This is a genomic window from Photobacterium sp. GB-36 (genome assembly GCF_003026135.1).
Classification (GTDB): domain Bacteria; phylum Pseudomonadota; class Gammaproteobacteria; order Enterobacterales; family Vibrionaceae; genus Photobacterium.
In genome coordinates this window covers 44,279-61,505 of record NZ_PYNY01000008.1, presented here as the reverse complement: position 1 = coordinate 61,505, position 17,227 = coordinate 44,279, and the positions used below count along the sequence as shown (strand labels likewise).

Annotated in this window: 12 protein-coding genes; 7 read left to right on the top strand and 5 right to left on the bottom strand. The window is 43.0% G+C overall.

Annotation, left to right across the window (positions count from 1 at the left end):
- Positions 1 to 69 precede the first annotated feature (69 nt).
- Together cytR and priA are read right to left on the bottom strand one after the other, a co-directional pair.
- Positions 70 to 1,092, bottom strand: a complete 1,023-nt coding sequence (cytR, locus tag C9J46_RS09710) for a DNA-binding transcriptional regulator CytR (protein ID WP_289844205.1) — start codon at positions 1,090 to 1,092, stop codon at positions 70 to 72.
- A 184-nt stretch (positions 1,093 to 1,276) separates the two neighbouring features.
- On the bottom strand, positions 1,277 to 3,478 hold the full coding sequence (priA, locus tag C9J46_RS09705) for a primosomal protein N' (RefSeq protein WP_107290830.1): 2,202 nt from the start codon (positions 3,476 to 3,478) through the stop codon (positions 1,277 to 1,279).
- A 266-nt stretch (positions 3,479 to 3,744) separates the two neighbouring features.
- On the opposite strand from priA, the gene rpmE reads away from it, so the two are divergent.
- A complete protein-coding gene (gene rpmE / locus C9J46_RS09700; protein ID WP_105061118.1) occupies positions 3,745 to 3,957 on the top strand; it encodes a 50S ribosomal protein L31 in 213 nt (70 codons plus the stop codon).
- A gap of 198 nt (positions 3,958 to 4,155) precedes the next feature.
- On the top strand, positions 4,156 to 5,403 hold the full coding sequence (locus tag C9J46_RS09695) for a malic enzyme-like NAD(P)-binding protein (protein WP_107207482.1): 1,248 nt from the start codon (positions 4,156 to 4,158) through the stop codon (positions 5,401 to 5,403).
- A 78-nt stretch (positions 5,404 to 5,481) separates the two neighbouring features.
- Here C9J46_RS09695 and metJ read toward each other — a convergent pair whose 3' ends face one another.
- On the bottom strand, positions 5,482 to 5,799 hold the full coding sequence (gene metJ, locus C9J46_RS09690) for a met regulon transcriptional regulator MetJ (protein WP_005371859.1): 318 nt from the start codon (positions 5,797 to 5,799) through the stop codon (positions 5,482 to 5,484).
- A gap of 303 nt (positions 5,800 to 6,102) precedes the next feature.
- On the opposite strand from metJ, the gene C9J46_RS09685 reads away from it, so the two are divergent.
- Together C9J46_RS09685 and C9J46_RS09680 are read left to right on the top strand one after the other, a co-directional pair.
- The gene (locus tag C9J46_RS09685) at positions 6,103 to 7,269 is read left to right on the top strand and encodes an O-succinylhomoserine (thiol)-lyase (protein ID WP_107290829.1); all 1,167 of its coding nucleotides are present in this window, start codon (positions 6,103 to 6,105) and stop codon (positions 7,267 to 7,269) included.
- Entirely contained in the window at positions 7,269 to 9,683 is a 2,415-nt protein-coding gene (locus tag C9J46_RS09680; RefSeq protein WP_107290828.1) for a bifunctional aspartate kinase/homoserine dehydrogenase II, read from the top strand. Before C9J46_RS09685 ends, C9J46_RS09680 begins: the two co-directional genes overlap by 1 nt.
- Positions 9,684 to 9,821: 138 nt before the next feature.
- Here the strand turns inward: C9J46_RS09680 and C9J46_RS09675 are convergent, their stop codons facing one another.
- Together C9J46_RS09675 and ppc are read right to left on the bottom strand one after the other, a co-directional pair.
- Complete coding sequence (locus C9J46_RS09675; protein ID WP_107207485.1) at positions 9,822 to 10,385, bottom strand: PadR family transcriptional regulator; 564 nt, start codon at positions 10,383 to 10,385, stop codon at positions 9,822 to 9,824.
- 409 nt (positions 10,386 to 10,794) lie between these two features.
- Entirely contained in the window at positions 10,795 to 13,425 is a 2,631-nt protein-coding gene (ppc, locus tag C9J46_RS09670) for a phosphoenolpyruvate carboxylase (RefSeq protein WP_107247099.1), read from the bottom strand.
- A gap of 625 nt (positions 13,426 to 14,050) precedes the next feature.
- On the opposite strand from ppc, the gene argC reads away from it, so the two are divergent.
- The 3 genes from argC to C9J46_RS09655 all read left to right on the top strand — a co-directional run bounded on the left by argC (position 14,051) and on the right by C9J46_RS09655 (position 17,136).
- Positions 14,051 to 15,064: an N-acetyl-gamma-glutamyl-phosphate reductase gene (gene argC / locus C9J46_RS09665; protein ID WP_107260635.1), complete on the top strand. Its 1,014-nt coding sequence runs from the start codon at positions 14,051 to 14,053 to the stop codon at positions 15,062 to 15,064.
- A gap of 10 nt (positions 15,065 to 15,074) precedes the next feature.
- Positions 15,075 to 15,854 carry an acetylglutamate kinase gene (argB, locus tag C9J46_RS09660; RefSeq protein WP_107207488.1) on the top strand — a complete coding sequence of 260 codons (780 nt, stop codon included), beginning with the start codon at positions 15,075 to 15,077 and terminating at the stop codon, positions 15,852 to 15,854.
- Between the two features lie 73 nt (positions 15,855 to 15,927).
- Positions 15,928 to 17,136: an argininosuccinate synthase gene (locus C9J46_RS09655; protein ID WP_045083862.1), complete on the top strand. Its 1,209-nt coding sequence runs from the start codon at positions 15,928 to 15,930 to the stop codon at positions 17,134 to 17,136.
- The last annotated feature ends 91 nt before the right edge of the window (positions 17,137 to 17,227 follow it).

Here is a 17,227-nt window from a genome sequence, read left to right as displayed (position 1 = left end):
GGTTAAGGTCAATAGTATGTAAAAACTGTGAACTTATGATTATTTCATAAGCTCACAGTCTTTTTATGACTATCGAGATGGTGGGGCTGCACTTTCACGGATCACCAGTTTCGCATCAAGTAAGCGAGATCCTGCTTGTACTTCCTTGCCTTTAAGTAGTTCAAGTAACATCAACATTGCTTGACGACCAATCTCATAGCGTGGTTGAGAAACGGTGGTTAATGGTGGATCACAATATTCAGCAAATTGAATATCATCAAAGCCAACAATCGAAATATCTTGAGGAACACGAAGACCAAGACGTTTTGCCTGCTGCATTGCGCCAATCGCCATCACATCAGAATGACAGAACAGTGCGGTTGGTGGCTCAGGTAACGACAACAATGCGGTAACTGCGCGTGCGCCAGCAGCAAAGCTAAAATCACCCTTCACCGTATAGGCTGGGTTTAATGTAATCCCACCACGACGCAGTGCTTGTTGATAGCCCTGATTTCGGAATTGAGATAATGGTGCTTGGTCGGGGCCGGTAATTTGCGCAATACGCTTATGACCCATTTGTGTTAGATAATTAACTGCTTCAAATGCCGCGGTGAGATTATCAATATGGATGGTCGGCAACTCTAACTCGGGTGCGTACTCACAAGCCATCACTAAGGGGGGTAGGTTCTTCTGTTCTGGTTTACTGACATCAAAAGGTAAGTCTGTACCCAGTAATAACATACCATCAGCTTGTTTAGTAAAGACTAAATTAACAAATGAGTTTTCACGCTTTTTCTGTTGACCACTGTCGCCCAGCAATACAAGGTAACCGTACTCCATTGCAGCTTCTTCGATACCACGAATAATCTCTGTGAAGTAAGGATCACAAATATCAGGGACGATAGTTACGATCGTTTTTGACTCATTGCGACGTAAATTACGGGCAAGTGAGTTAGGTGAGTAGCCAGCTTCCATGACAGCCTGCTCAACTTTTTTACGAGTTGAAGCCGATACTTTTTCCGGGTTCATTAGCGCACGGGAAACCGTTGCAGTCGAAACTCCGGCTAGCTGGGCAACATCCTTCATTGTCGCCATATTGCTTTCCTCTTTTATCTAAATCTCTCTTATTATGCGGCTGGTGGCTCGAAGTCAAAAGGACTGAGACGGAAACCAGCGAAGCAGTAAATGACTGATATTAGTCAATACTATTGATATTGTAGAGCGTATACACGGGATTAAACATGCCTCAAATAGCATAAATTACATTCACTATGTGAGTTTTGTCGCATTGTTGGTCTTAAGTTAAATCTTGTGGCTCTACATCAATCGACCAACGTACTTTTTTTGCTAACGGCAGTAATTGAATTGCAGGCTTGGCAATACTGAGTATCTGTTGCAAGGTTTTGCGATTAGGGGTTTGTAAAATTAATTGCCAACGATAACGTCCAGCACGACGGGCAAGAGGAGCAGGGTTGGGCCCTAATACGCAGCAATCTTGATCATAAACGGGGCTGGATTCAAAAATGCCACGGATTTGCTGTAATAGTTGGCAAACAGTATCACTGTCATTCGCTTCCGCCCGTATTAAGACAAGGTGAGTATAGGGCGGTAACATAGCTTGCTGGCGTTCAACTAATGCGGTTTGTGAGAAAACGCCATAGCCTTTATGAAGCAATGATTGTAATAGTTGATGCTCTGGGTGGTGAGTTTGCAATAACACTTCGCCCGGTTTACTCGCACGTCCTGCGCGTCCTGCAACTTGAATAAACAATTGTGCTAAACGTTCGGATGCGCGGAAATCGTTACTAAACAGTGCGCTATCAACATCAATTAAGGCGACTAAAGTGACATTTGGAAAATGGTGTCCTTTTGCTAGCATTTGAGTACCAATTAAAATCTGATACTCATTATTTTTAATTGCTTCGAGATAGTTTTCTAAAGCCCCTTTACGACGCGTGCTATCGCGATCAATGCGCACCGTCTTAAATTCAGGAAATAGGGTGGCGAGTTGATTTTCTAATTGCTCTGTACCGACACCGACGGGCAATAATTGCGTCGAACCACATTGCTCACATTGCGGCATGATAGGACGCTGAGTTGCACAATGGTGACAACGCAGTTCTCCAGATTGCTGGTGTAAGGTGTAATAAGCATCACAACGATGACATTCGGCGATCCAACCACATTCATGGCACATCATCGCAGGTGAAAAACCACGACGATTAAGAAATAACATCACCTGATTACCCGCATTTAAGTGTTTACGCATCTCAGCGATAAGTGGTGCAGATAATCCAGCATCAAGATATAGACCTTTAACATCAATCACGCCATGACGCGCCAATTGGGCGTTACCCGCACGTTTAGTTAAGGTTAAATGATGATACTTACCTGTTTTCGCATTATGTAAGGTTTCTAATGCTGGTGTCGCAGAGCCTAAAATAATCGGGATGTTTTCTTTATTGGCGCGCATAACGGCAAGATCGCGAGCATGATAACGTAAGCTATCTTGTTGTTTATAAGACGCGTCATGTTCTTCATCGACAATGATGATGCCAAGGTTTGCAAAGGGGGTGAATAATGCAGATCGCGTCCCGATGATGATCCCCGCTTGATTATCTCGACCTGCAAGCCATGCAGCCATACGCTCGCTGTCGTTTAGCCCTGAGTGAACCGTTTCTAAAGGCACATTAAAACGACGGCGAAAGCGGTTAATCGTCTGAGGGGTTAAGCCAATCTCAGGTACTAAGATGAGTGCTTGTTTACCTGCGGCAAGCACCGGCTCTAGCAAGTTAAGATATACTTCTGTTTTGCCTGAGCCCGTTACCCCTTCTAAAAGATAACAGCCAAACTCAGGGTTACTATTCACGGTCGCAATGGCTAACGCTTGTTCTTCATTTAAACGTGGTTTTTCTTCAGTAACAGAAAACTGTTTCTGCCAGTTTTGGCTTTTGGGTTGTTGCTGTTGTTCAATGATCCAGCCTTTATTCGCTAACGTTTTTAAGGTCGTAGAGCTCACTTCTTCGCTCAATAGTGCATAATGACTGACAGCTCCGTTTTGTAGTAGACGCAGTATTTGGGCTTGTTTGGGCGCGCGGGTTAGGCCATTTAGCGGTTGTGATTTTCCCGCTTCTGTTAATGCCCAAAATTTCAGGGTGGTTTGTGAGGCTTCACGTCCTTTTCGCAATAATGCCGGCATTGCATTAGCCAGCGTATCGCCAAGTGGGTACTGATAATACTGACTAGCCCATTTGAGCAAATCGAATAATGGCGGCATCCACAGTGGTGCTTTATCTATGACTTTTTGAATAGCTTTTAGTTGTTCGATAGGAAACTCAGAGCTATTTGTCAGTGCGGTAACGATACCGATTAATCGTTGACGCCCGAAAGGAACCTGCACACGCCCGCCGACAATAGGTAGGTCGTTGGGTTTGATTAAATAATCAAAGGTTTTATCTAGGGGAATAGGGAGAGCGACTCGAGCGATATTCGGGATCATAATTTACTGCAGTCATTGAGCTTGTGTTGAATAATACCAGACCAAGTGATACTCGATAAGTGCTGTTAAGTCTGATAGGTGAAGAACGCGGTGTGGTACAAAGAAATTACGCGTGAAAAATCGGCATCTGTATTGATCTCCGCGGGATGATTGATTACTATACGCCGCCTGATTTGTCACATAATGTGACAAGCTATTTTTTAACGACGTGTGGTGCCCGGCTTTGGATCGGGAGAGCGACACGGCCTTTATTTTGAGGTTATCCCATGAAACAAGGTATTCATCCTGAGTACAAAGCAGTAAACGCACGTTGTTCTTGTGGCAACACTTTCGTATTTAACTCTACTATGGGTAAAGACATCAACCTTGATGTATGCGACAAGTGCCACCCATTCTACACTGGTAAGCAACGTCAAGTTAGTTCTGGCGGCCGTGTTGACAAATTCAACAAGCGTTTCGGTGCGCTTACTAGCAAGTAATTACTTGCCAGATGAATTTAGAAAAAAGGGATGCGAAAGCATCCCTTTTTTTATGTCTCAATAAAATATGTGAAGAATAACTGTTAGCTATCAGCTGGGAAATTAATACTTAATGGCATATGATTTAATAACAAATACGAATTACACATAGATGTAATTTGCCATTATAAATGTCAGCGTTGAGGCTCAAATATCACTATGACCGAAGATTTTCGTCAACAAGCTCTAGATTACCATTCCCTTCCTACTCCTGGAAAAATAGCCGTTGCACTGACAAAGCCAGCAAATACGGTTGAAGATCTTGCTTTAGCGTATAGCCCAGGTGTTGCTGAGCCCGTAAGGGAAATCGCTCAAGATCCTGATAACGTTTACAAATATACCGCAAAAGGGAATATAGTTGCGGTGATCACCAATGGCACCGCTATTTTAGGTCTTGGTAATTTAGGCCCGTTAGCTTCTAAGCCTGTTATGGAAGGGAAATCATTACTTTTTAAGCGCTTTGCAGGTATTGATTCGATTGATATTGAAGTCAAACATCGCACTATTGATGAGTTCGTTGATACTGTCGCAAATATTGCCGATACTTTTGGTGGTATTAATTTAGAAGATATTAAAGCGCCAGATTGTTTTGAGATCGAACAGCGCTTAATTGAGCGTTGTAATGTTCCGGTATTTCACGATGATCAGCATGGTACGGCTATTGTCACCGCTGCTGGTATGCTCAATGCCATAGAGTTACAAGGCAAAGATATTAGTGAAGCGGTGATTGTGTGTTTAGGTGCGGGGGCTGCTGCTGTTGCGTGTATGGAGCTCTTGATCAAATGTGGCGCGCAACGTGAAAAAATTTACATGCTCGATCGTAAAGGCGTTATTCATACTCGCCGTGATGATATAAATGAATATAAGCAGCTATTTGCTAACAATACCGATAAGCGCACATTAGAAGATGTGATTGCGGGAGCCGATATTTTCGTTGGTGTATCAGGCCCTGATTTATTACCACCTGAAGCGCTAGCACTAATGGCTGAAAACCCTATTGTATTTGCTTGCTCTAACCCTGATCCTGAAATAAAGCCTGAATTAGCTCATCAAGTTAGAGATGATTTAATTATGGGAACGGGACGATCTGATTATCCTAACCAAGTAAATAACGTTCTATGTTTCCCGTTTATTTTCCGCGGTGCATTGGATGTGCGTGCAAGTCAAATTAATGATGAAATGAAATTAGCAGCCGTTCATGCAATTAGAGAGTTAGCGAAAGAGCCAGTACCACAAAGTGTGCTTGAGGCTGCGGGTGTATCACAGCTTGAATTTGGCCGAGAATATATTATTCCAAAACCGATGGATCCACGTTTATTACCGCGTGTCGCAAAAGCAGTTGCACAAGCAGCCATTGATTCAGGTGTCGCGCGTATTGAGATGCCAATGGGATATATGGAAGTGTAATCGCGCTATTCTATTGATGACAAAAAAATAAAAACCAGCTGTTAGGCTGGTTTTTTTGTAGACATAGTACTGCAATAATTATTCATTAATGTCTTCGTAGCTAATGCCCATTGCGTCCATTAATGCTTTTGCTTCTGCAGGTAGATCGTCTGGGCGATCTTTACGAATGTCATCATCAGTGGGAAGCGGTTGACCTGTGTAGGCATGCAGAAAGGCTTCACAAAGTAATTCACTATTTGTTGCGTGGCGAAGGTTATTCACCTGACGACGAGTACGTTCATCAGTCAGAATCTTAAGCACCTTTAATGGAATCGAAACAGTAATTTTTTTTACTTGTTCGTTTTTCTTACCGTGTTCCGCGTAAGGGCTAATATATTCGCCATTCCACTTTGCCATGTTTTACCTTCTCAGCGATATTGGGTTAATAATGGTGGTAACAGGAATCAACATTTTCTGTTAGCAACGGGGATTGTAGGGCGGCGATATTACGTGAACATCGCGGTTTTGTCCCGTATTGAACAGAAAAATTACAGTAAGGTTGTTACCATTATTTTGTTATGGCTGAATTTTAGCGGGATTTACTGCCATAAGCAAAGACATATAGACGTCCAGATGTGTTGACGTCTTGTTTTGTAGTGGTTAAAGTTGTTATAAATTTACTATCTTGGGTTAAATCCTGCCCCGACAAGGAATGTTTGTATGAGTGATAAGCGACTGGCGACAATTGCAGTAAGAACCGGTATTGATGTTGACTCTCAATATAATGCTGTTGTTCCTCCTATTTATTTAACGTCGACCTATAGCTTTCCAGCTTTTGGCGAAGTACCGCAATATGATTATTCTCGTTCAGGTAACCCAACTAGAAATACGTTAGCTGACGCGCTTAGTGAGATGGAAGGCGGTGCGGGTGGTGTTGTCACCAGTTGTGGTACAGCTGCGATGAATTTATTGGTTACTGCATTATTAGGTCCTGATGATTTGATTGTTGCGCCGCATGATTGTTATGGCGGTACCTATCGATTATTTAATACTCGTGCCAATAAAGGTGACTTTAAGGTTGAGTTCGTTGACCAATCGGATCAAGAAGCACTTACAGCGGCTTTAGCGAAAAAACCTAAACTAATCTGGGTTGAAACGCCGTCTAACCCATTAGTGCGTGTGATTGATATTGCGGCGCTGTGTCAGCAAGCAAAAGCCGTGGGTTGTCTTGTTGCTGTCGATAACACTTTCTTATCGCCACTATTACAACAACCAATTGAATTAGGTGCCGACTTTGTTGTTCACTCAACAACCAAGTACCTCAATGGTCACTCGGATGTGGTTGGTGGGGTACTGATTTCAAAAGATGCCGAAATGGCAGAAAATATTGCTTGGTGGGCGAACTGTATTGGTGCGACTGGCGCACCATTTGATGCTTACCTAACTCTGCGAGGTCTACGTACATTATCACCGCGTATGAGAATGCATGAAGAGAATGGTACCGCGGTATTAAGTTACCTTCAGCAACAAGCGATGGTGGGTACTATTTATCATCCAAGCCTTCCATCCCATCCTGGTCATGAGATTGCCAAACGTCAGCAAAAAGGTTTTGGCTCTATGATGAGTTTTGAGTTTGCGGGTGATCAAGCCCAACTAGAAGTGTTTGTGAAAGAGTTAAAGCTGTTTTCACTGGCAGAATCATTAGGTGGTACTGAGAGCTTAATTGCGCATCCATCAAGTATGACTCACCGTGCAATGTCTGATGAAGCACAGGCAGAAGCGGGGATCACCACCTCATTATTACGTCTTTCGGTTGGTCTTGAAGACCCTAGTGATTTAATAGAAGATCTTGATCAAGCCTTTAAACTCGCGGCGGAGGCTCACTAATGACAAAAGCATTACGCCAATTACATAAATTTGGCGGTAGTAGCTTAGCTGATCCTGAGTGCTATCGCCGAGTAGCGGATATTCTGGCGGAGTATTCAAACAATGAAGATTTAATTGTTGTGTCAGCCGCGGGAAAGACAACAAACCAACTTATATTATGGTTAGCGCAATTAGAAAAAGATGGTCGTCAAGCCCATGAAACCTTGTTATCTGTCCGCAGTTATCAGCAACAATTAATTGAGTCTTTGCTTTATTCGCCGACAGCAGAACGTTTGATTGAATTACTACATGATGATTTATCAACCATTGCTCGTTATGGTGAAAGCCCTATTAGCCCAGCACTTCGAGGCACCATTCAAGGGTATGGTGAAGTATGGTCTGCGCGATTATTAGCGGCATTACTGTGCCAGCGTGACTTACCCGCCACAGATTTGGATTCTCGGTTATTTTTACGTGCCGAACATGCCGCACAGCCAGAAGTCGATAGCCGATCGTCGAAGCCATTATTACAACAGCAGTTTGCACAACATAGCCATCACCGCTTAGTGATCACAGGCTTTATGGCTCAAAATGAGCAAGGGGAAACTGTCTTACTTGGTCGTAATGGTTCAGATTACTCTGCGACAATCATTGGTGCATTAGCAGATGTTTCTCGAGTCACGATTTGGAGTGATGTGGCTGGAGTCTATAGTGCTGATCCACGTAAAGTTAGCGATGCCTGCCTATTACCGTTATTACGATTAGATGAAGCTAATGAGCTTGCTCGCCTTGCTGCCCCTGTTTTGCATAGCCGTACGTTACAACCGGTGGCACAAAGTGCGATAGATTTAACATTGCGTTGTAGTCATCAACCTGAATCAGGCTCTACGCGAGTAGAGCGTGTTCTGGCATCGGGTCGAGGGGCAAAAATTGTCTCTTCGCTTGATGACGTGTGTTTGATTGAAGTTGATGTACCACGAGGTATGGATGTTCAACATGTACGCGAAGACGTTGAGCGTTTATTGTCGCGCCATCAATTAGCGCCTTTAGCGCAAAGCCTAGAGCAGAGTAAAGGCCGTATTATGTTGGCTTATACTCGAGAGGTGGTGAATGACGTATTAAATTTACTGCAAGATAGCGGAACACCTGCCGAATTACGGTTGCGAGAAGGCTTCTCAATGGTTGCTGCTGTGGGCGCTGGGGTGATCAATAACCCTATCCACTGTCATGGCTTTTATCAGCAGTTAAAAGGCTTACCGGTTGAGTTTATGACAGAAGCGGATTCGGGATTAAGTTTGGTTGCTGTATTGCGCCATGTCGAAACTGAAAGCTTGGTTAGTGATATTCACCAAGCGCTCTTTCAAGCTCAAAAACGAGTAGGGCTAGTACTTTGTGGTAAAGGCAATATTGGCACCCGTTGGCTTGAATTATTCGACCGAGAGAAATCAGCGTTAGAAAAACGTCATGGTTTAAGTTTTACTTTAATAGGGGTACTCGATAGTCGTCGTTGTTGGATGAACTTTACAGGTATCGATCCTTCGCTAGCACTGACACAATTTGAACAAGAAGCCATAGAGTATCAAGAGGGTGTGCTTTTCTCTCATCTTGCGAGTGCTGATTATGACGATGTGATTGTGCTTGATGTCACTGCAAGTTCCGAGCTGTCAAAGCGTTATGCAGAAATAGCAGAACACGGTTTGCACTTAATTTCAGCCAATAAAGTGGCGGGCTCTGCGAGCAGTAAAGATTATCATGCGGTGATTGATGCGTTTGCGAAAAGTAGCCGTCATTGGTTGTATAACGCGACGGTTGGTGCTGGGCTTCCGGTGAATCATACTGTCCGTGATTTACGAGAGAGTGGCGATCAGATCATCGCTGTTTCTGGTATTTTCTCAGGCACCTTGTCTTGGTTGTTCCAACAGTATGATGGCAGCGTGCCATTTTCTGAGTTAGTAGAACAAGCGTGGCAACAAGGACTCACTGAACCTGATCCTCGCCATGATTTAGATGGCAGTGATGTGATGCGTAAGCTCGTGATATTAGCCCGTGAATCAGGCCTAGAAATTGAGCCTGAACAGGTTAAAGTTGAAAGCTTAGTCCCAAGCGAACTGGCAGTATTATCTGTTGAGCAGTTTTTTGAACAAACTCAAGTGCTCGATGAGATTTTAGCTGAGCGATTAGAAAGTGCGCGAGAGGAAGACAAAGTGCTGCGTTATGTAGCTCGTTTAGATCGCCATGGCAACGCTTATGTTGGTGTTGAAGCCTTACCCCAAGAGCACGCGCTAGCTAATTTGCTTCCGTGCGATAATATCTTTGCCATTGAAAGCCATTGGTACCGTGATAATCCGTTAGTGATTCGAGGACCTGGAGCGGGGCGTGATGTAACTGCTGGTGCATTATTATCAGATATAAATCGTCTGGCCTGTTTACTGTAACGGTTTGATAAAATTTTAAAGCCCGCTTATTGTTAGCGGGCTTTTTATTTTTTAAAAGCAGCGTTGCGATTGGTTTGTGTTGTAAAAAATAAACCGCAGTAAACTGCGGTTTATTTATTTTATGAGAGAGATAAAGAACTACAGCGCAACAGGGCTGCCGTTACTGTCCATATCTTTTAGCTCAATAAGCACTTCTTCAGCCCAGTCAATCCAAGCTTGGCGGTTATGTAAACCACGACGAAGTGTTAAACGATCTAAGCGTTGTTGGCGGTCCATTGACTTATAATCGCTGAAATGAATTTTTTCTAGCTCTTTGTAATGGCCGATCAGTGTTTGAGATTCATCGATCAATGCAGCAAGTTGCTTTTGCATTGGCTCTGAATTGTGAACACCACAAACTAACAGCTTTGCTGAGAACTCATCGCGAGTTGTGGGATTACGTGCAGGTTCTTCAAACCAATTAAAGAGTGCTTGGCGACCGGCATCTGTAATGGCATAGACTTTACGATCAGGTTTACCCTCTTGAGGCTCAAGTCGACATGTTACTTGATCATTAGTCGCCATCTTATTCAGTTCACGATACACCTGTTGGTGACTCGCTTTCCAAAAATAGCCAATACTATGAGAAAACTCTTTAGTTATATCATAACCCGTTGCTTCTCTGTTGCTCAGCACGGTTAAAATTACGTGTGGTAGTGACATCTCTTCTATCCGTTAAATACGTCAAATAAAAATAACAACTGAACTAGATTACATACGCTTCGTAATGGCGTTTTTTATTTATAATCTTAATATCTTATAGTTCGGTTGAGACCGCATACAATATCATTAATTTGCTTAATATCGATACATCAAGATGAAATATCTGATGTACGGGCTTGCAAATTTATTATCTTGTGACCTTACTTCGATAGCGAAAAATCACTCGCACCATTAAAGGCTTAAACAATCTTATACATCATTGCTCATATCGAAGTTATAACTATCATAGCTCTGTTAAGAAACTTTATGCTGTATCAATATTGAGACAAAAAAGATTTTTCTTAACATATCGATAAATAACGGGAAAAAAAAGGGCCATCAAATGACCCTTATTAATTATTGCAATTTGCTATCCAGTATTTCGCATACCTGTTGCAATACCAGCAATAGTAACCATTAAGGCTTCTTCAAGTGCAGGAGGCAACTCTTCCTGCTGTCGAGTTCGATATAACAGTTCTGCTTGTAGCATATTAAGAGGCTCAACATAAATGTTGCGTAATCGAATTGATTCTGCGCCCCAAGGGTCTTGTTCCATTAAGTGATCGCTATTTTCAACCGTTAATACGGCCTTAATATCTTTACCTAATTGATCACGAAGCTTTTGACCTAATGGCCATAGAGATTCATCTGTTAGACGCTCGTCATAGTATTTAGCAATACCTATATTGGTTTTGGTGTAAACCATTTCAAGCATACCTAGACGTGTCGAGAAGAAAGGCCATTCTCGGCACATCTCTTCTAACAATTTCGTGTGGCCGTTGTTGATTGAATACTGAATAGCTTCACCAGCACCCAGCCATGCGGGTAGCAATAGGCGGTTTTGACTCCATGCAAAAATCCATGGGATCGCACGTAAGCTCTCTACACCACCTTGCGGGTTACGTTTCGCTGGACGAGAACCAAGAGGCAGTTTACCTAATTCAAGTTCAGGCGTCGCAGCACGGAAGTAAGGAACAAATTCAGGATCAACACGTACAACATTACGATAAGCTTCACAAGAGACTTCAGACAACACATCCATCAGTTCACGCCATTCTTGTTTAGGTGCTGGAGGCGGAAGTAGATTAGCTTCCAGTGTTGCACTCGCGTAAAGGCTTAAACTATTGATAGCGACTTCTGGTAAACCTAACTTAAAGCGGATCATTTCGCCCTGTTCGGTTACACGTAAGCCACCTTTTAAGCTGCGTGGTGGTTGGGATAACAGTGCAGCGTGAGCTGGTGCACCACCACGACCAATACTACCGCCACGGCCATGGAATAGGGTGATTTCAACGCCAGCTTGTTCGCAAACATCAACCAGTTTTTCCATTGCGCTATATTGCGCCCAACCTGCAGACATTACACCCGCATCTTTAGCTGAATCTGAGTAGCCGATCATGACCATTTGGTGGTTTTGAATAAAGCCACGATACCAGTCAATATTCAGTAGTTGCTCAATCACATCTGCACCATTATTCAAATCATCAAGGGTTTCGAATAATGGACAGACATCCATTCTAAATGGACAGCCCGCTTCTTGCAGTAGTAAGTGAACAGCAAGTACATCAGAGGCCGTTCGCGCCATTGAAATGACGTATGAACCTAATGCTTCACGGGATTGTTCAGCAATAGTTTTACAGGTTTCAATGACCTCTTTAACTTCTGCCGATGGCTCCCAATCACGAGGAAGGAGTGGGCGTTTTGATGATAGTTCACGAACAAGGAAAGCAATTTTATCTTGCTCGCTCCATTGGTCGTAATCACCCAGTCCAAGGTAACGAGTAAGCTCTGAAATTACATCTGAATGACGAGTACTTTCTTGACGAATATCTAAACGGACTAAGTGTACGCCAAAACATTTAACGCGACGTAATGTGTCAAGCAGTAGACCATCAGCAATGATAGCCATGCCACACTCATGCAATGATTGGTAACACGCATACAGTGGATCCCACAGCTCTGCAATATCTTCAATAATAATATCGGAGGCGGGTTTCTGACCATGAATCTTCGCATCAAGATTGTCACGAGTGTGAAGCAGCTTATTACGTAGTTGCTTTAGAATCGCGCGGTAAGGTTCATGCTCTTCGCCTGCAAGCTCACGCACCGTCTCGTTACACTGAGTCATGGATAATTCGTTGATTAACTCTTGAATATCATTGAGGTAAAGATCTGCCGCTTTCCAGCGTGATAAAGCGAGCACTTCACGTGTCACTTTCGAGGTAACAAATGGGTTACCATCTCGGTCTCCACCCATCCAAGATGAGAAGGTGACAGGTGATGCGTCAAGAGGTAGGGCTTCGCCAAGATGTTGCTGTAATTTTTCATCAAATAGGCGAAGAAATTCTGGTACAGCTTGCCATAGTGAATTTTCAATAACGGCATAGCCCCATTTGGCTTCATCAATCGGGGTTGGGCGTTGCTGACGAATAACATCGGAGTGCCATGCTTGGGCAATAAGCTGTTCCAGGCGCTGTTCGATACGCGCGCGTTCAGAGGTTGATAGCTCGCTAAGTTCTAATTGAGATAAACATTTATTAATCTGTACCAATTTGTGAATCATGGTACGTCGGGCGATTTCTGTTGGGTGTGCTGTTAGCACCAAATCAATATTTAGTTCACGAACCGCTTCAATAGAATCAAGCTGATTGACGTCATTATCGGTCAGCTTATTAAATAGCTCATCGAGTGCATTAGGGCTGCATAGTGTGGTTTCACATTGACGAGAGATAGTATGGTATTGCTCTGCAATATTCGTGAGATTTAGGAATTGGCTAAAGGCGCGAGCAACTGGAAGTAATTGATCATCGGGTAAGTTCTGTAGCTCATCGATAAGCTTTGCACGATCTTCTTCACTACCAGAATGTGCTGATTTAGATAGTTTACGAATAGTTTCGACTTTATCTAACAGTTCGTCACCATGTGCCGTTTTAATGGTATTACCAAGCAGGTGGCCTAGCATACTTACGTTACTTTTTAACGTGCTGTATTTCTCATTCATATCGCATCCATCTCGTAATTTAGTTACATCCAATTTAAACTTCTAACAGACAATCTAGCCGTGATCTCACTTTGAGGTCAACTATCATTACATTTATAAGTGTTAAAACCACTCTACTTTGATTTTGGTCATAAATGCGATTGAAGTCTGTAATTTTGTTTCATTATTGCTCGTTTGCTAACAAATAACAGTTAGTAATAATATTGTCTCAAACTGATGTCAAATCGATGAATGATGAAAATGTTACAAAAAGATGAATAAAAAGTTTTAAAAAGGATGGCTAAAGTGAGGTTTTTAAGGCTTTTCTGTTGACAGTACGTTAATTAATCAGTAAACATATAAATGCAACGCAAACGAATAATTTATTGCTTTATTTAGCCGTAACCTGAGCAAGGAATGCCGGGTCTCCATTGTTAATTTAGGATGTTTTAACATGAACCAAGCGAAGCTTTTTACTCATACCTTCCGACGACGCTAAGTCATATTCGCTTGGTGCGTATGCGCCCCTCATATTTGCTGTTTTCAGCACTCCTTGTTACACGTTACTGCTGCGAAAAATAAAGACTCAAGCCAGTTTTGCGCCTAAACGGTAACAACAATCATTAGACTAAAAATGGAATTTGTAATGTTAAAGACTTTAATTATCGGTGCAAGTGGCTATACCGGTGCAGAACTTGCGAAAATGGTGGTTAAGCATCCTCATTTAGAACTTGCGGGTTTATTTGTTTCTGAAAATAGCCTTGATGCGGGTAAACCGTTAAGTGATTTGCATGGTCAATTGAAAGGCATTGTTGATTTACCGTTACAACCGTTAATCAGTCCAAGTGATATTGCTAAAAATGCTGATGTTGTCTTACTTGCCACAGCCCACCAAGTCAGCCATGACCTTGCTGCTAGTTTCCTTAACGAAGGGTGTCAGGTTTTTGATTTATCCGGTGCGTTTCGTGTCAAAGGTGATGATTTCTATACCCAGTATTATGGTTTTGAACACCAGTACTCAAATTGGCTTGAACAAGCGGTTTATGGGTTAGCTGAATGGAATCATGATGCCATTGCTAAAGCTCAATTAATTGCCGTTCCGGGCTGTTATCCAACCGCATCACAATTAGCGCTTAAACCATTAATTGAAGCCGGTTTACTTGATACCGAGCAGTGGCCAGTGATCAATGCGGTCAGTGGGGTATCTGGTGCTGGTAGAAAAGCGACCATGACAAATAGCTTCTGTGAAGTAAGTCTCCAAGCTTACGGTTTATTTTCCCACCGTCATCAACCTGAAATCAGTACTCATCTAGGTCGCGACGTTATTTTTACCCCCCATCTTGGCAATTTTAAACGTGGCATTCTTGCAACGATTACAGCGAAGCTAGCACAAGGCGTTACGCTAGAGCAGGTAACGGAAGCATTGAACCTAGCATATGCATCTACAGCAGATAAACATGCGGTACGTCTTTTAGGAACACAAGCGGCACGTTTGCAAAATGTAGTGGGTACTTGTTTCTGTGATATTGGTTGGCACGTGGATGGTCAACATATCATTTTAACATCAGCGATTGATAACCTTTTAAAAGGGGCTTCTTCGCAAGCGATGCAGTGCATAAATATTCGAAATGGTTTCCCACAATTAACCGCTTTAGTGTAGGAGTTCGATGATGAGTCAGGTTCCATTGGTCATTAAATTAGGTGGTGCAGTACTTTCATGTACAGAAACCTTAGAAAAGTTATTTTCGGCGATTGATCATTATCAAGCTAATTCGCAGCGTCCATTAATGTTAGTGCACGGTGGCGGTTATTTGGTTGATGACTTAATGACAAAACTGCAACTACCGACAGTGAAAAAACAAGGTTTACGCGTAACGCCTAGTGATCAAATTGCTGTTATTGCTGGTGCATTAGCAGGAACTGCGAACAAATTACTTCAAGGACAGGCGATTAAGTCTGGCGTAAAAGCAGTCGGGCTCAGTCTGGCCGATGGGGGTTTATGCCAAGTGACGCAATTAGATCCTGAATTAGGTTCAGTGGGTAACGCTAAGCCGGGTAATGGCGCATTGATCACACAAATCATGGCTTCGGGTTATATGCCGATCATTAGCTCAATTGGTTTAGATGGGCAGGGCGAGCTGATGAATGTTAATGCCGACCAAGCCGCCGTTGCCGTTGCCGCCGCCGTTGATGGTGAATTGGTATTACTCTCTGATGTGAGTGGTGTATTAGATGGTGAAGGGCAGTTAATTGAAGCGTTAACAGAAGCTGAGGCTGAATCGTTAATTGAACAAGCGGTGATCACCGATGGCATGATTGTCAAAGTACGCGCCGCATTTGATGCCGCAAAAGCGCTAGGCCGTCCTATTGAAGTGGCGAGTTGGCGTTCCCCTGAAAAATTAACAGCACTATTTGCTGGCGAGAGCATCGGTACCAAATTTACGTTGTAATTGAAATTAAGTTAACAATATTTAGCACATCGCCTAAACGGAATAACCGCAAGGCTGATAAGGAGAACAGCACATGAGCAAGATTAATAAAGTTGTATTAGCCTATTCTGGCGGTTTAGATACATCGGCTATCATTCCATGGTTGAAAGAAAACTATGACTGTGAAGTTGTCGCATTCGTGGCCGATGTGGGTCAAGGCGAAGAAGAGTTGGTCGGTATTGAAGAAAAAGCATTGGCTTCAGGAGCTTCATCTTGTTATATCGCCGATCTTAAAGAAGAGATGGTGAAAGATTATATCTATCCATCACTAAAAACTGGTGCGGTGTACGAAGGTAAATACCTACTGGGTACTTCAATGGCGCGTCCAATTATTGCTAAAGCACAAGTTGAATGTGCATTAGAAGTGGGTGCTGATGCGTTATGTCACGGTTGTACTGGTAAAGGTAACGATCAGGTACGTTTTGAAGGTGCATTTGCCGCACTAGCACCACAGCTTAAAGTGATTGCTCCTTGGCGTGAATGGGATCTACGTAGTCGTGAAGCACTGTTAGATTACCTTGCTGAGCGTGATATTCCATGTACCGCATCGCTTGAAAAAATTTACTCTCGTGATGCGAATGCTTGGCACGTATCAACAGAAGGTGGGGTGCTAGAAGATACGTGGAATGCACCAAACGATTTGTGTTGGGTTTGGACAAAAGATCCAGAGCAAGCACCAGATCAAGCTGAAACGGTAACACTTAAGATTGAACAAGGTGAAGTGGTTGCGGTTGATGGTGAAGCAATGACGCCATACAACGTGCTAACGTACCTCAATGAAAAAGGTATCGAGCATGGTGTTGGTCGTATCGATATCGTAGAAAACCGCTTAGTAGGTATGAAGTCTCGTGGTTGTTATGAAACACCAGGGGGCACAATTATGATGGAAGCGCTACGTGCGGTTGAGCAGCTCGTACTGGATAAAGAATCGTTCGATTTCCGTCAAACGCTAGGTCTTAAAGCGTCGCACCTTATTTATGATGGTCGTTGGTTTACGCCATTATGCCAGTCATTAATTGCAGCGGCTGATGAGCTAGCAAAAGATGTGAGTGGTGAAGTGGTTGTTAAACTGTACAAAGGTCAAGCAACCGTGATTCAGAAACGCTCAACTAACAGCTTATATTCTGAAGAGTTTGCGACCTTTGGTGAAGATGATGTTTATGATCACAGCCATGCTGGCGGTTTCATTCGTCTTTACTCACTAGCAAGTCGTATTCGTGCTTTAAATAGCCAAAAGAAATAACCAAAACAATCACGGGGCTCCCTACTTAAGCCCCGTTTGATCACGCCATAACAAGATAAGCAAGTCGATACGTAGAGCAAAGGAGAGGTAC

Bases quoted from the DNA above. Each gene is read 5' to 3' on its own strand.
- ppc (WP_107247099.1), bottom strand. From the start codon at position 13,425: ATGAATGAGAAATACAGCACGTTAAAAAGTAACGTAAGTATGCTAGGC.
- rpmE (WP_105061118.1), top strand. From the start codon at position 3,745: ATGAAACAAGGTATTCATCCTGAGTACAAAGCAGTAAACGCACGTTGT.
- C9J46_RS09695 (WP_107207482.1), top strand. From the start codon at position 4,156: ATGACCGAAGATTTTCGTCAACAAGCTCTAGATTACCATTCCCTTCCT.
- argB (WP_107207488.1), top strand. From the start codon at position 15,075: ATGAGTCAGGTTCCATTGGTCATTAAATTAGGTGGTGCAGTACTTTCA.
- C9J46_RS09680 (WP_107290828.1), top strand. From the start codon at position 7,269: ATGACAAAAGCATTACGCCAATTACATAAATTTGGCGGTAGTAGCTTA.
- C9J46_RS09655 (WP_045083862.1), top strand. From the start codon at position 15,928: ATGAGCAAGATTAATAAAGTTGTATTAGCCTATTCTGGCGGTTTAGAT.
- metJ (WP_005371859.1), bottom strand. From the start codon at position 5,799: ATGGCAAAGTGGAATGGCGAATATATTAGCCCTTACGCGGAACACGGT.
- argC (WP_107260635.1), top strand. From the start codon at position 14,051: ATGTTAAAGACTTTAATTATCGGTGCAAGTGGCTATACCGGTGCAGAA.
- C9J46_RS09675 (WP_107207485.1), bottom strand. From the start codon at position 10,385: ATGTCACTACCACACGTAATTTTAACCGTGCTGAGCAACAGAGAAGCA.
- priA (WP_107290830.1), bottom strand. From the start codon at position 3,478: ATGATCCCGAATATCGCTCGAGTCGCTCTCCCTATTCCCCTAGATAAA.
- C9J46_RS09685 (WP_107290829.1), top strand. From the start codon at position 6,103: ATGAGTGATAAGCGACTGGCGACAATTGCAGTAAGAACCGGTATTGAT.